Origin of the sequence: Mycobacterium sp. 5-140-3-2, assembly GCF_035666375.1 — a bacterium.
Classification (GTDB): Bacteria; Actinomycetota; Actinomycetes; order Mycobacteriales; family Mycobacteriaceae; genus Mycobacterium; species Mycobacterium intracellulare.
Genome location: NZ_CP142025.1, coordinates 4,721,635 through 4,735,889, shown reverse-complemented (window position 1 = coordinate 4,735,889; position 14,255 = coordinate 4,721,635). Strand labels below are relative to the sequence as shown.

At 63.1% G+C, this 14,255-nt stretch carries 12 protein-coding genes; 4 read left to right on the top strand and 8 right to left on the bottom strand.

The annotated features are described in order from the left end of the window. Window positions 1–175: 175 nt before the first annotated feature. From P6281_RS22150 to P6281_RS22135, 4 genes are all read right to left on the bottom strand, one after another. Window positions 176–337: a hypothetical protein gene (locus P6281_RS22150; RefSeq protein WP_008260783.1), complete on the bottom strand. Its 162-nt coding sequence runs from the start codon at window positions 335–337 to the stop codon at window positions 176–178. Further along, complete coding sequence (locus P6281_RS22145; protein WP_310917267.1) at window positions 330–1,832, bottom strand: replication initiator; 1,503 nt, start codon at window positions 1,830–1,832, stop codon at window positions 330–332. Before P6281_RS22145 ends, P6281_RS22150 begins: the two co-directional genes overlap by 8 nt. 2 nt (window positions 1,833–1,834) lie before the next feature. Next, window positions 1,835–3,271 (bottom strand): FtsK/SpoIIIE domain-containing protein, encoded by a 1,437-nt coding sequence (locus P6281_RS22140; RefSeq protein ID WP_014942901.1) that lies wholly within the window; start codon window positions 3,269–3,271, stop codon window positions 1,835–1,837. 83 nt (window positions 3,272–3,354) lie between these two features. Next, window positions 3,355–3,696, bottom strand: a complete 342-nt coding sequence (locus tag P6281_RS22135; protein WP_008260780.1) for a hypothetical protein — start codon at window positions 3,694–3,696, stop codon at window positions 3,355–3,357. 248 nt (window positions 3,697–3,944) lie between these two features. On the opposite strand from P6281_RS22135, the gene P6281_RS22130 reads away from it, so the two are divergent. Continuing rightward, the gene (locus tag P6281_RS22130) at window positions 3,945–4,745 is read left to right on the top strand and encodes a helix-turn-helix domain-containing protein (RefSeq protein ID WP_008260779.1); all 801 of its coding nucleotides are present in this window, start codon (window positions 3,945–3,947) and stop codon (window positions 4,743–4,745) included. Between the two features lie 7 nt (window positions 4,746–4,752). Next, window positions 4,753–5,220, top strand: coding sequence for an NUDIX hydrolase (locus tag P6281_RS22125; RefSeq protein WP_008260777.1), 468 nt, complete (start codon window positions 4,753–4,755; stop codon window positions 5,218–5,220). A gap of 7 nt (window positions 5,221–5,227) precedes the next feature. Here the strand turns inward: P6281_RS22125 and P6281_RS22120 are convergent, their stop codons facing one another. Next, complete coding sequence (locus P6281_RS22120; protein ID WP_036429517.1) at window positions 5,228–5,764, bottom strand: HD domain-containing protein; 537 nt, start codon at window positions 5,762–5,764, stop codon at window positions 5,228–5,230. Between the two features lie 621 nt (window positions 5,765–6,385). Here P6281_RS22120 and P6281_RS22115 point away from each other — a divergent pair. Then, complete coding sequence (locus P6281_RS22115; RefSeq protein ID WP_008260765.1) at window positions 6,386–7,309, top strand: cation diffusion facilitator family transporter; 924 nt, start codon at window positions 6,386–6,388, stop codon at window positions 7,307–7,309. A gap of 787 nt (window positions 7,310–8,096) precedes the next feature. Here the strand turns inward: P6281_RS22115 and P6281_RS22105 are convergent. After that, the gene (locus P6281_RS22105; protein ID WP_225325533.1) at window positions 8,097–8,447 is read right to left on the bottom strand and encodes a hypothetical protein; all 351 of its coding nucleotides are present in this window, start codon (window positions 8,445–8,447) and stop codon (window positions 8,097–8,099) included. A 541-nt stretch (window positions 8,448–8,988) separates the two neighbouring features. Between P6281_RS22105 and qcrB the strand changes: the two genes are divergently transcribed. After that, on the top strand, window positions 8,989–10,677 hold the full coding sequence (gene qcrB, locus P6281_RS22100) for a cytochrome bc1 complex cytochrome b subunit (RefSeq protein WP_036429510.1): 1,689 nt from the start codon (window positions 8,989–8,991) through the stop codon (window positions 10,675–10,677). Between the two features lie 606 nt (window positions 10,678–11,283). Here qcrB and P6281_RS22095 read toward each other — a convergent pair. Continuing rightward, window positions 11,284–12,882 carry an Nramp family divalent metal transporter gene (locus tag P6281_RS22095; RefSeq protein WP_152979319.1) on the bottom strand — a complete coding sequence of 533 codons (1,599 nt, stop codon included), beginning with the start codon at window positions 12,880–12,882 and terminating at the stop codon, window positions 11,284–11,286. Window positions 12,883–12,956: 74 nt separating this feature from the next. Beyond that, window positions 12,957–14,249: a magnesium transporter MgtE N-terminal domain-containing protein gene (locus P6281_RS22090; RefSeq protein ID WP_008260758.1), complete on the bottom strand. Its 1,293-nt coding sequence runs from the start codon at window positions 14,247–14,249 to the stop codon at window positions 12,957–12,959. Between the last annotated feature and the right edge of the window lie 6 nt (window positions 14,250–14,255).

Below are 14,255 nucleotides of genomic sequence, written 5' to 3'. Positions count from 1 at the left end.
GTCGAGTGTGTGTTGGCTGACGCTTGGCGTCAAGGCTCAACCCCTGGTTGACCGCCGGCGGCACGGCCTTGACATCAACTGTCAGCCAACGGATTGCGCTGATATGGCCAGGCAAGGAACAACTCGAACGTTGATACTCTTTCGTGGCCAGCACCCGGATGTGTCGGCTGTGAGCTCAGCGCAGCAAAGTGGCGATGTCGGCAAGGATGGCGGGGTTGGCGATGGTGACTGCGAGTTGTTGGCGCTCACAGGATTTGATCAGCCAGGCGGTGAATTCTTCACGGCTATAGGGTTTCTCACTCCGCTGGCTCGCGGCGTGCGCCGGGAAGCTAGCCATCGGGCACCTCGACAGGAAAGCCGCTGCGCTGCGGTTGTTGTGCCTCGCGCGCGGTATGACGCTGTTGAATGCGCCGTAGTGAGGCACTGATGATCAAGGTCCGCTCACCGAGGCTGGCATGGCCGGCGCGGTCAAACTCCCACCCCACCAGATCCTCATTATCAACGGGGCTAGCGGAATCGTCACTCGATCCTGAACCAAATTGGCGTGCAGTGCTTTTCGAGTGTTGTTCGCGAGTCCAGGTAGCGCGGCGTTCACGTAGGGAGGTCATCGTGGTGGAGTAACGGCGGGATTTGCTGGTGATGTGGCCGCGGAACCCGAGGGTGTGCAACCAGCGTCTGATGCCGCTTAGCCCTTGGTCGGCGAGCTCGCTGATAGTGGTCAGGATGGCGCGCACATGCTCAGACACATCCAAGTCCGGGATCGCCTCGGTTGAGAGACGGCGTGCGTTGATCCCCAGGTCGGCCACTGATTTAGTGACGTATTTGGCGAGATAGCGCGCCACCTGTCTGCCGGATAGCGATCGGCCGGTAGGTGGATTCTGTTCTGTTGGGGCACTCGTCACCGGCTCACAGGATGCGCTGATGGGCTGGGTGTCGAGCTGTGTGCCGAAAATGATCGTCCGCACGGCGCTGTCGGCGGTTGGGTCCTGGATGGTGAGCGTCACGGCGCGGGCGGCGTACTGAATGATGCTGGCGAGGTCTGTTGCGCTAATCGGTGATTCCCACTCGGTCTGATCGGGATCGTCGTGGGGGTCAAGGCGAATCAGAGCGTGGATGTGCGGGATGGCGCGGGCCTGCAGTTCGACGATTTTGATGAAGCTGACCCGCACCGTATCCAGGTCGCATGTGGCGGCTTTCAGTTCTTTGCGTAGCGCGCGTCGCAGGGCGATGGTGAAGCGGCGCCATAGTTCGGGAAGGTGCCAGGTGAACAGCACGTGCCCGGCATAGTCGTAGCACTCTCGGCAGAGTGGCTGGCCGACGTGTGGATCATCATGGTCGTGGGTGGTGCTGCACCATAAGGGCTTTCCGTGCGGGCAGCGGCGGTATCCACCAATCCGACGGTGGCCGCGGCATACCTGCTGGTCCTTGTCCCTTGACTTCGTGGTGGTGTGGACAGCCCCGTAGCTGGGGGCGGTGAGGGTGACAAATACTTGCGGGCGGTGCGCCACCGCGGCGGGCATGTCGTGGTGGCCGCCTGCGGCGCCGGCGTGTACGAGTTGCCAGGTGTCGCGGGCGTAGAGGTCTGAGCATGAGGGGCAGATGTGGGCGCGTCGGTTGTTGCACCGTGTCCATACCACTCGATCCCGACCGTATTCATCGGTGCTGACCAGTTGAATGGGGTGGGCGCAGAAGCCGACGGATTCTGCTCGTTGCCACCATGTTTCATATCCGAATGAGGAGGCGCGGCGCACCATCTGATCCACCACAGCAGCGGTGTCGATCGAATCAGGAACGCCGGGCAACACCATGGCACCCTTTGGTGTGATGGCCATCGTCACGGACGATCCCCACCCAAGTCGGGACTGCTGGCATTGCGTGGCGTGTCACCGCCGTACCGGCGAACTGGTGCGCTGAACCGCGCAGCGAGGGTGGTGATGTCGTGGTCGGTGACATGGAAGGCTCGCACCCGTTGCGGTTGGGCGCTGCCGTCGATAAGCACATAGCCCACACCCGGCGTCGCATCGGAGATACGGTCACATTCAGCGCCGGCGTCGCGTGCGCCCTGGCCGAGGACCATGGTGGTTTGGGTGGCTTCGGTCAGCCGCAACCCGATGCGCACAGTGAAGAGTTGCCGCACGGGCAGTGTCTCTTTGGCCGGATCTTGCACCGCGGCCACCACACTAATCCCCACGGCCCGGCCCTGGGAGAGCAGCAGACCGAGAAGTTGTTCGATTTCGGCGCGGATTTTGCGGTCGGTGACGTAGGCGGTGAGCGCGGCAATCTCATCAATGACCACGACGAATAGCGGTTCGGATGGTGTGGGGGTGTGTAGACGGGTCTTGCCGCGCAGCCGGTTTGCTCTGGCGTGCATCACCTCCACCAGTTGGCGCAACAGGCGCAGGGTGGTGTCGGTGGCGTCGTGGGTGAACACCGTGAACAGCGGTGCCCCGGCGCCCAGTTCCATGCCCCCTTTAGGGTCGATCACGCATAGCCGCACGAGCCCGGTTTTCACGGTGGGGGCAATCCCGGCGATCAGTGACCACAACACGCTGCCTTTGCCGGCCCCGGTGGCCCCAGCTGTCAGCACGTGATGGCCCAACAGGGGCAGGTACCACCAGTGGCGAGTTTCGGTGATCCCGACCGGCACCGCCCGTAAATCCACTGAGGTTGTCGAAGTGGCTATGGGCAGGTCGACGTGGTCAGCCAGCACGTCGCCGCGCATGAGGGTGATGCGGAGCTCTCCAGGTGCGGTCGAACGGATAGTGATCCGGTCGGCGCGCCAGGCGGCGGCCAGTGCGTCGGCTTGTTTGTGCCAATCAATCAGGGATTGCCCGGTGACCATCCGCAGCGTCAGAACGTCGGTGGTCTTGCCGATGTGTACCGACTGCAGGGTTGGCACGAGGGTGCATTCACCTAGGCGGGCAGTCAGTCCGTGCAAGATGCACACCGATTCCCAGGTGCGGGTGTAGCGCGACCAGGTCAGCCAGCGGTGCCGCACCGGTTCGGTCACCCAGGCATGAAATGACCGCGGGTCAAGCCATGCCCATCCCACATACGCGGCACCGAACGCGACGGCGGTGATCAGGCCCGGCTGTGGGCCGTGGGTGATGGCGACCGCCAGACTGGCGATGATGGGGATACTAATGGCGGGGAAGAGAATCGACCACCACAGCAGGTACCCCATGGCCTTGGCCAGAGACAGAATCAGATCTTCGAACCAGTCGCCTTGAGTCGACCCAGAGCTGTTGGTGTGCTTGTTGTTTGATGCCATGACAAGTGCCTTCCGCGAGTTTCGGCGATAACAGTCCCGTGTTGGGGCGCGACAGGCGCCCACGCCGCGCCCCAACAATCGGGTTATTTCTGCGGGCGCGCCTGTTCGCTGGATATAGCGGCGCCGGTCGTGGGGGTAATGGCGTCGGCGCGGAAGGCCACGCCGTTGCGGTCACCTTGAGCCCAGGGGATGGCCACCAGTCCTGACACCGATACCTGCTGTGTCACACCGATTTTCGGGTCACCGGCTACGGTCACATTGAGTACTTCGCCGCCGGTGTCATCCAACGCCAGCAGCTGCGCAGCGTAGAGCGGTACGCCGGTCGCGGTGTCGACTTTGGGGCTGCCGGTGTCGAAATTCAGCCGCGGCTCGGCCGCCCTGGTGACAATGAACCGCGTCCCGGATGTATCAATTCTCAAACGCATTGTCCTGCTGTTCCTTTCGTGATCTGTACACGCCCGATCAGGCGCAGATTTCAGTTCACGCGGACACAGCAGGCATCACCAGGGACCTTTGCCTACGTTGCCGACACGGCCACGGGCATTACAGACACAGGCAGGGACATAACCGCCGGCATTGCCCGACACCGGGCCAGTCGCCGCCGTCATGGCACACTGGAACCCGAGGCCGCCACACGCGGCGGCATCGACACGGGAGGTCTGTGCGAGGGGCCATGGAAAGTGCCGATGATTGCCCGGTTTTCGCGATGATGCCCAACGAGCGGCTCAAACAACGACTCCACGCCAAGGGGCTATCGCCGGCTCAGTTCGCCCGCGCGATCGAGGTGGACCTCAAGACCGTTCGACGCTGGCTGTCCAACACCGATCTCAACGTCCGGGGGGACAATGCCCGCCGCGCCGCCGACGCACTCGACTGCACTCCACACGACCTGTGGCCCAACCAATTCCCGCCCTCCACGATCAGCACACTCTCTACGATCACCAGTGCGCCATTCACCGCGACGCTCTACGCCAGCCGCACCCAGTTACCGATCACCGCATGGAAGCAGCATTTCGCTCATGCGAGCACCGGCATCGACATTCTGGTGATTGCGGCTACGTTCCTGTTCGACACGCTCGACGGATTCCTCGATATCCTGCTCGACGCCGCCAAGCGCGGCGTGCAGGTCCGTTTTCTCACCGGAGACCCCGACAGCGCCGCCATGACCATCCGCGGCGCCGAAGAAGGCATCGGAGAAGCCGTCATCGCCCGCTGTCGCACCTCCGTCGAACTCCTCACCCCATATACGGGCACACCGGGACTACACATCCGCACCCACGACAGCACGCTGTACACGTCAATCTTCCGCGTCGATGACACCATGATCGTCAACTTCCACATCTACGGCTCCCCGGGACGCAACAACCCTCTGCTCGTGCTGTCCCGCCACCATGAACCACGCCTCTGGACCACCCTCGAACAGGCGTTTGACCGTGTCTGGGACAACGCCACCGCCCTGACCAGGAAAGGTTGATTTTGGAATGCGGACCGACTACTACAATGACCCTAACGCCCCCCAACCCAACAGCGTGGTCCCGTCCGCCTCAGCCATCGTCACCGACGAACAAGGCCGCATCCTTCTGGTCAAACGCCGCGATAACACCCTATGGGCACTGCCCGGCGGCGGACACGACATCGGCGAAACCATCGCCGACACCGCCGCGCGCGAAGTCAAAGAAGAAACCGGCCTCGACGTCGGAGTCACAGGGCTGGTTGGCGTCTACACCAACCCCCATCACGTCGTAGCATTCTCCGACGGGGAAGTCCGCCAACAATTCTCGCTGTGCTTCACCACCACCGTGCTCGGCGGCACCCTGGCCATCGACCACGAAAGCACCGACATCACCTGGAGCCACCCCGACGACATCGCCGCGCTGGATATGCACCCCTCGATGCGACTGCGCATCGACCACTACCTGCAACACCGCGACCGCCCCTATCTGGGCTGAGCTGGTCTCACAGCCAGCCGCGCACCCGGCCCACCGCTGCCAGCAACTCCTCCCGCGCGGCATCAACAGCCCGATGCACCGGATCATCGGGCCCATAGCGTGCCAAGACATCGCTGAGCCGATCCTCGACCGACACCGCAGAACCATCAGGTCCAGTCGTCAAATCACAAAACGTCAACGCGTCCAACACCTCTCGGGGAGGCTCGCTGAATGCCGATAAGCCCGACACGCCCCGTTCGCATGCCTCCCCGCGCGCTCCGCTATGAAACGCCACCAACGACGCAACCAGCTCCCCAAAGCCTGCCGATCGGGCAAACATCGCGCCATCGAGGGGATGGAAACCGGTTTGGCGCACCGACGGCGCATAGCCGATATCGTGTAGCCAGGCAGCCGCCACCAGACAATCAGCAGTCTCGGCGTCGAAATGTCGGCCAAGCTGCCCCGCTGCCGCGACCACACCCCGCACATGCGCCAACCGCCGAGGCTGCCGAGCAAGCCGCGTCTCGGCCTCCCACCGTGCACGCTCTGCCAGCACCCCGCTCACACCAGCCAGCCTACGAGGCCCACCGTCATCTCGCAGTCCCCATCCCACACCTGCACACCGAACACAGCGTGTAACCAGCACGCATCCAGTGGCCACCTGCGGGCTTCGCTTCGCTCCCTGTGCTCCCGTCCGCTGACGCTCCCGTCCGCGCCGGTCGCTACGCTTCGCCCTCCGTCCGCCACCACAGCAGCGCCCATCAGCAACGACCTCCGCGTGCGCCCTGGCATTACTGAACGGCCGGCGACTCCGCAGCCCCGCCCCACTGCCAGCATGATCCCGGGAAGCTGATCCTAGCTCAGGGCGACGCCACCCCGCTCGTACCAACCGGGCCGGACCGCCTCTGACCTGCGGTGTGAGAATTTTCTTTACTGGTATCAAGCGGCTGTCCGGTCGGCTATTTCCTGGATTCGCTTGCCGTGTGGCGCGAAGCGCACCGGGCTGGCACTCACCCCGCCTTGGCCCCACCTGCTTTCTGCGCCCGCTGCTGGCAGTATGGCGGGTGAACTTTGCCGAGATGGCGACGGCGACGACCCTCAGCTCGCTAGCGTGAAATATGTAGTGGTCATTTAGCTAAACGCGGGAGACATCCAGATGAGCTCATCCAGCAAGCGCGATAACACTATGGAGCCCACTCCCAGCCGGCCCGATGGTGACGGGCACGGGCTGCGCATCGGCAGCGCCGGTGAACGCCATCAGAAACCGTTGATGATCGCATTCGCGTTGACCGCCACCTATGCCATCGTGGAGGTCATCGGCGGTATCGTCACCGGGTCCCTGGCGCTGATCAGTGACGCTGCCCATATGGGTACCGATGTGCTCGGACTCGGGCTCGCCTTGTCCGCGATCTATATGGCAAAGCGGCCGGCCGCAGACCAGCGCACCTATGGCACATACCGGTTGGAGGTGCTGGCCGCAGTAATCAATGGGCTGTTGCTATTTGGCGTCGCCTTTTACGTCCTCTATGAGGCGGTGCGGCGCTTCCTCGCGCCGCCAGAGGTACTGGGTGTGCCGATGTTGATCGTGGCCACGGTCGGGCTGGCGGTCAACATCATTTCCTTTCGGCTGCTCACCGCAGGCGCCAAGGAGAGCCTGAATGTCAAGGGGGCCTACCTGGAGGTGCTCTCCGACATGCTCGGTTCGATCGGCGTCATCGTCGGAGCCATCGTGATAGCAATCACCGGATTCCGCTATATCGACGCCATTGTCGCCGCGGCTATCGGCCTGTTCATCCTTCCGCGCACCTGGCAACTCATGCGTCAAGCGCTGCGCATCATCATGGAGGTCGCACCCCCCGGAGTCGACGTCAACGGCGCCGCCCGTGACCTGACCGCAATTCCGGGTGTCCGTGAGGTCCACGACCTGCACATCTGGACGGTCACCAGCGGCATGGAGGCCGCAACCGCACACGTGGTGATAACCGATGGCGCCAACTGGCACGCTGTGCTGGACTCAAGCCGCCAACTCCTTGCCGAACGCTACGGGGTAACCCATTCCACAATCGAGGTCGAGCCTGCCGGCCACGTCGAACAACCCGCCGGCTTCTGACCGCAGCGAGCAAACGGGTGTCCGAAGCGAAGCCTCGACACCAACGTGGGCCGCCGGAAGCCGCTGACGACACCTTGCATCTGTCGTGAACCAGGCTCGCGCGACGCGAAACGTTTACACCGCGCAGTCTGAACGACCACCAGAGAACGGCAGTGTGCTCGCTTCTCGTCGGCTCAACAACGCGTTCGGCACGGTTCCAGCCGGGTGCATGGAACATGCTGGTACCACACAGCAGTGCGAGTCGGGCACCCGGGCATTTGGACCCGTAAGCCTATGGGCACGTTCCTACACAACGCGTCCCAGGAGGTCCAATGATTGGAGGTCGGCGGCTGATCTTACGCCCGAAGTTGCGCGTGTGTTCGCCGACCTGATCAACGGACCACTGGCGCGGACGCCCTTGGAGCGTTCGGCGCCAACAGGATCCGATCCCGCTGCCTTCGCCCACAACCTGCCGCGCGTTGCCGCAAGCTGGGATCAACCGCAACTCCGTCGCGCGGGACGCCACACTGCGCCACAAGGTCGTCGACGTTTCGGCCCGCCTGACCCGACCTCAACGCCGACCTCTTCTGCATCTGCTCAGCCATTGGCCCTGGGCTGACGCATGGCTGACGTTGTGGTGCAACATGATCGGACAGCGCCCACCACGGCTGACCGCCTGACGATCGCCGAGAAGGCCGGAGCGGAGCAACAAGGAAGCCGGGCAGACCAGCGGATACAGCACGCCGTCCGTCGAAATCATGATCAGACCAGTCGGCGTCAGCTAACACCAGCCCCCGGTGGATTCAGGCTAAGGCAGCGACGGCAGCGTGATCTCCGATGGCAGCGTGATTTTCGACGGCAGTGATGGGAGGGTGATTTCCGACGGCAGCGACGGCAGCCGAAAGCCGCCCGACGTGCTGGTGGTCGGCGCGGTAGTTGCCGTAGTTGTCGTTATGGAGGGGCTGCCGCCCTGGCCGCCTGTGAACAGAGCGACGATGCCCCAGGTGATCAGGGCGATGAGGATCGCGAGGACCGCTCCTAACAACACCACGCGCCTGCGATACCAAGGGGTGAGACGCGGCTGGTTTCGACTCTGGCCGAGATTTGTATAGCTAATCTGGTCATCGCCACCGTTATTCGGAGATTCGTAGCGGGCCACGGTGCCCGATCGTAACAGTTACCATTCACGCCCGGAACGCTTCCGGGTCGATGGGCGCGAGCCAGGTGGTATCGCTGGCGCCCAGCCGCAGTCGCAAAGTGAAGAACGGGCTACTGCGCGTGGGCAATTGCTGGGTTCCCCTCATGACACGAAATTTGAAAGCCGTCACGGAGTTTAGCGCTGCTACTGACAGCGATTCTACTGCAGGTGAGCACTTAACCGCGTGACATCCGCGGGCCAGATATCCACGACGCGGTGGCGCGGAGCCGCGATACTGATGACGCGAACAGTCGACCCGAACAGTCGACCCTGCTTGCCGTGGTGCTTGGCCGTAGGTAAGCAGTATGCACGCGCCTCAAAGCATGGGGGGTGTGCCGCGAACGAGCCTCGACTATTGTGCCTGCGGCCCACTGCTGCGGGTTCGCCGCCCGGGGCAGCCATTGGGGGATCGCGCTACGCGTTTAACGGCCCCAGAAATGGTAAACACTTTCGCCGTGAAGCGATGCGTCCACTGCTCACTTTCGCGGCATCTGCGTTGCCGATGAGCCAAAAATTCGATGACGTGCTCGTTGATCAGGGCGGCGCGCTTGATTCGCGGTATCACCCCTCGGCGGCGCTACGGCGTCAGCTCAATAAGGTGTTTCCCACGCATTGGTCGTTTCTGCTAGGCGAGGTGGCCCTGTACAGCTTCATCGTGCTGGTGATCACGGGGGTGTATCTGACCCTGTTCTTTGACCCGTCGATGACTGAGGTCACCTACAACGGGGTCTATCAACCGCTGCGCGGCGTGGCGATGTCGAAGGCCTACCAGTCGACGCTGGGTATCAGTTTCGAAGTGCGCAGCGGGTTGTTCGTCCGGCAGGTCCACCATTGGGCGGCGTTGATGTTCGCCGCGGGGATCATGGTGCATCTGGCCCGAGTCTTTTTCACCGGGGCGTTTCGGCGGCCCCGGGAAGCGAACTGGGTGATCGGCGCGCTGCTGCTGATTCTGGCCATGTTCGAGGGCTACTTCGGCTATTCGCTACCCGATGATCTGCTGTCGGGCACCGGGCTGCGCATCGCGTTGTCATCGATCACGATGAGCGTCCCGGTAATCGGCACATGGCTGCACTGGGCGCTATTCGGTGGCGACTTTCCCGGCGACATCATCGTTTCGCGCATGTACGCCATCCATGTCCTGATTCTCCCGGCGATCTTCGCGGCACTCATCGGCGTGCATGTGGCGTTGGTGTGGTTTCAGAAACACACCCAGTTTCCCGGTCCCGGCCGCACCGAGAACAACGTGGTGGGTGTGCGGGTCATGCCGGTGTTCGCGGTCAAGTCCGGCGCGTTTTTCGCGATGACGGTAGCCATCTTGGGTCTGATGGGTGGGCTGTTGCAGATCAACCCGATCTGGAATCTCGGTCCCTACAAGCCGTCGCAGGTGTCGGCCGGTTCCCAACCCGATTTCTATTTGATGTGGACCGAGGGGCTGGCTCGCCTTTGGCCGGCGTGGGAACTGTACGTGTGGGGCCACACCGTGCCCGCGGCGTTCTGGGTGGCGCTGCTCATGGGAGTGGTATTCGTCCTGTTGACGAGTTATCCGCTCATCGAGAACAAGATCACCGGCGACAACGCCCACCATAACCTGCTGCAGCGGCCGCGCGACGCGCCGGTGCGCACCGCCATAGGGGCGATGGCGATCGCCTTCTACCTGGTGCTGACCTTCAGCGGAATGAACGACATCTTGGCCTACAAGTTTGAAGTCTCGCTGAACGCTACGACCTGGATCGGTCGCATCGGGATGGTGGTGCTGCCGCCGATCATTTACTACATCACCTACCGGTGGTGCGTCGGACTCCAGCGCAGCGACCGCGCGGTGCTTCAGCACGGCGTCGAGACCGGCATCATTAATCGCCTTCCGCACGGCGCCTACATAGAAATACATCAACCGCTAGGAGACGTCGACGAAGACGGTCACCCAATTCCATTGGAATATCAGGGCGCGGCAGTACCCAAGCGGATGAACAAGCTCGGCGCCAGCGGCGCCCCCGGCACGGGCAGTTTCCTGCGGCCAGATCCGGCCGAGGAAAGCGACGCACTCGCCCGCGCCGCGCAATCCGCTGAACGGCACGCGATCGCTGCGCTGCGGCAACGCCAGACAGTCACTAGTTCAGGCGACGGGCGAGCGATCAGAGACGACAGCCAGAAAGCCGAGATTCCCCCGAGGTCGCAGAGGCATCAGCTATAAGGGGTAGCGATGTAGAAAAACCGAAGAAGTACGACAGAGAGTTACGCGGAGCAGCGGTTCGGATGCAATCCCACCCCGTAGGGGATGCCATTCGGCGACGTCAACACCCGTTCTTTGACCGAGGAGGGCACCACCCCACACCCGGGCAGGCCGCCGCCGTTTCGTCAGCCGTGAACACGTTGCACCACCCAGACCTCGCCGGCGCGCCGCTCGCACGCTCAACCCGTGGCAAGCCAAACAACGATGTCGTAGCCCCACACACGGTCCTTGTCCTTGCAGCGCCGCAGCAAAGAGCAGTATTATGCTGGTCGTCGACCGTTTCCCACGAGACATATTCGTTTGGGCCACTGGTTTTCCCTCAGGGTGTCAAAGGTCTTTTAACGCGGGAGCGTTGCGGACCACCGACATGATTTCGGCTGGTGCGCGCGCAACATCATCGACATTCGATGATCATGAACGGCACTGCCAGAGCGGCCGCAATGGTGGCGAGGATGGCGTTCCGGTGATCTGTTGGATGTCGTTGTAGTGCGGTAGGTATTTGGCTTCGGCGGCGAATCGCCCGTTGCGTGGCGTGCTCATTTGGTGACCTTTCGGATTGGCCCAAATTCATCGGCCGCTGAGCTGGACAGCCTTGACGATGAGCAGGACGGCGCCGACGACGAGGTAGCCGCGCAGCGCAATCATGCCTAGACGGGTCCCTGGCGACCACGTCACGGGCTCTAACAAGGTCAGTGGTGGCATTCGCCAGCTATTGCGGTCAATAGGCCGCGCCGGGCTCGATGCCGCCGGTGGTGAGGGCTGGCGGCGACCCATCCAACGAAGTGCCGGTACCGTGGCTGCGGCGAGTATGACCAAGGTCAGTGCCAGGTAGCCGGCGACAACGATCACGTCGAGGCCGGGGAACAAGGTAGTCGCCATCAGGATTCCCGACAGCAACAGCAGGACGCCGACGATCAGCCCGGCAACCCAGTTGAGCCAGGGCCGATTCACCCAGGGGCCCAATACTTCCCGGTCGTTGCACAGCAGCAGGAGGAACACGCTGGCGCTGGGCAACAGCAAGCCAGCGAGGGCCTGCACGGCGGTGGTGATCAACCCAAGGGGGGCGCCAGGAATCAGCACGATCGCCGCCGCAAACGACACCATCGCGCTGTAAGAAAGGTAGAACGGTTTGGCATCGGCGAACCCCCGGTGCAGCGAGTGTTTCAGGCCGAATACGTCGCCAAAGGCGTAGCTGGTGGCCAGGGTCACTGCGGCGGCGCCGACGATCGAGGCGTCCATCAGCACGATCGCGAACAACCAGCCGAGCGTCGAATTGTGTTGGCCCAGCAGATGCGAGATGGCGCCGGCGTCGGTGAAACCACCTGCTGTGCCAGTGGAGCGCGCCGCCCAATCGCCGATCATGACCAGCGCGGTGGCGCCGATCACCACGATGAACGCCCCCAACACCGTATCGGCGCGCTCGTAGCCCATAAATCGAGGTGTAATGCGCTTGTCGACGACGTTGGACTGCTGAAAAAACAGCTGCCAAGGCGCCACGGTGGTGCCGACGATGGCAATGATCAAAAGCACCGCATCCGAGGTCACGCCACCGGAGATGTTCGGCACCACAAATGATTTGGCGGCCTGGGCCCACTGTGGGTGCGCCATCAACAGGATTGGGATCTGCACCAAAGTGATGGCGATGAAGACGAACATAGCCCGCTCCCACCGGCGAAAGCTGCCGCTGGCCATGATCGCGATGAGCGCGATCGCTGAGACCGGAACGACAATGTATTTGGAGATACCGATGTAGGTGGCGGCCAAAGTGATGCCGATGAACTCGGTGACGATCGTGAGGAAGTTGAGCAGGAACAGGTCGCCGACGGAGAACCAGCCCCAGCCGCGGCCGAAGCGTTCGTTGATCAAGCGGGCGTGTCCGACGCCGGTAACCGCGCCGAGCCGGACCACCATCTCTTGGTTGACGATGAGCACCGGGATGAGCAGGAGTAGCACCCACAGCAGGGAGTAGCCATAATTTTGGCCAGCTTGGGTGTAGGTGGCCACCCCGCCGGCATCGTTATCGCCGACCATCACAATGATTCCGGGACCGATAATGGCAAGCAGCGTCAGCAGCCGCGTCTTGAAAGTGCGGGGATGGTCGGTTTCCGCGACGTTAATGCGCCCGAAGGCGCCCTCGATATTACCGAGGTGAGCCGAGTCAAGCACAGCGGTGCGCTTCGGTGGTGGCGACTCGGATCGGTGAGTCGCTGCTGCGTGGCCGGTGGCCTTCTCGCCGGAGGTCACGGCGCCTCACTCTCTGGTGCAGGCGCGTCGCGATCGTCATGCGGTGGGGTGATTTCGCGGACCGGGCGGGGGGCGGGTTCGCGGCGACGCCAATCCTCGGGGATGGTGGCTTCTAGCACGTCGTCGACGGTGACAACCCCGAGCACGCGGTCCTGGCCGTCGACGACGGGGATGGAGTAGAGGTTGAAGTCGGCCATCAATAGGGCGACGTCGGTCAGATCGGCTTCAGCGCCGATTCGAATTGGGTCGCAATCCATCAGTGCTTCAACGGTTTGACCGGGTTCGGCTTGCAGCAGGTCGATCACCGACACGACACCAGCCAGGCGGTTGTCTTCATCAAGGACATGCATCTTGACCAATGCCTCGGGCTGTATCGTCGTGGCGCCCGCGATCAGTGCCAGCGCCGTGCCGGCAGTGGTGCTTGCGGCGCAGGAGACGAAGTCGACGTTCATCAGGCCGCCGGCACTGTCGGGGTTAAAGCCCATCAGGGTGATCACCTTCGTGCGCTGCGGGCCCGGCATCAGCTCCAGCACGCGCCGGCGCCGCGATTGACGCAGGTCTGCGATCGCGTCGGCGGCGTCGTCGGCGCGCATCCGGCCCAATAGTGCGGCGACCTCGTCATCGGCCATGTCATTGAGCAATCGGCTGGCCTTGTCAGGGTCGAGTTCTTCGAACACGTCGGCTTCCAATTCCGGGTCGCTGCGGACCCGGTCGAGGATCTCCCCACCCTCGGCTTTGTCAGCGTCTTCGAGAAGATCAGCGATGTCGGCGGGTTTGAACCCGCCGAGCCGGCCTGACTGACGTCGCGATGCACCGGAGCGGGCGTGGCCGATCAGTGGTTCGAATGCCTTCCAATCTCGGGCCGCATGCCCACCCCGACTTTTGACTAGTCCGAAGAACCGCGCCGGGCGGCGAGTATCCAGACGGGCAAGCACCCACCCGCCGCCGGTATCTTCGAGCTCCACGTCATAGGCGCGTACCAACTCCACGGCAGCCACATCGATCAACCGGTGTCCTAGCACATCAGCGCGCAGCAACACCTCGCCGTCGCGGCGTTCGAAACCGCGCAGATCGATTTTGTGTGTCGCCAATACCACGCGGTCTGGGGCGTACTGAGAAATGGAGGGGCTGCCGATGAACACCCGCCGCCTCCCCACCACAGCGACGATCCCACTCACCAACGGATACTCGTCGGCGCCGCGCAGCCGCACGATCACGTCCTGCACCCGGCCCACAGCCTCGCCCGACCGGGCCAGGACCGGCGCGTGCAGCAACTCTGAGAGATGCATAACCGG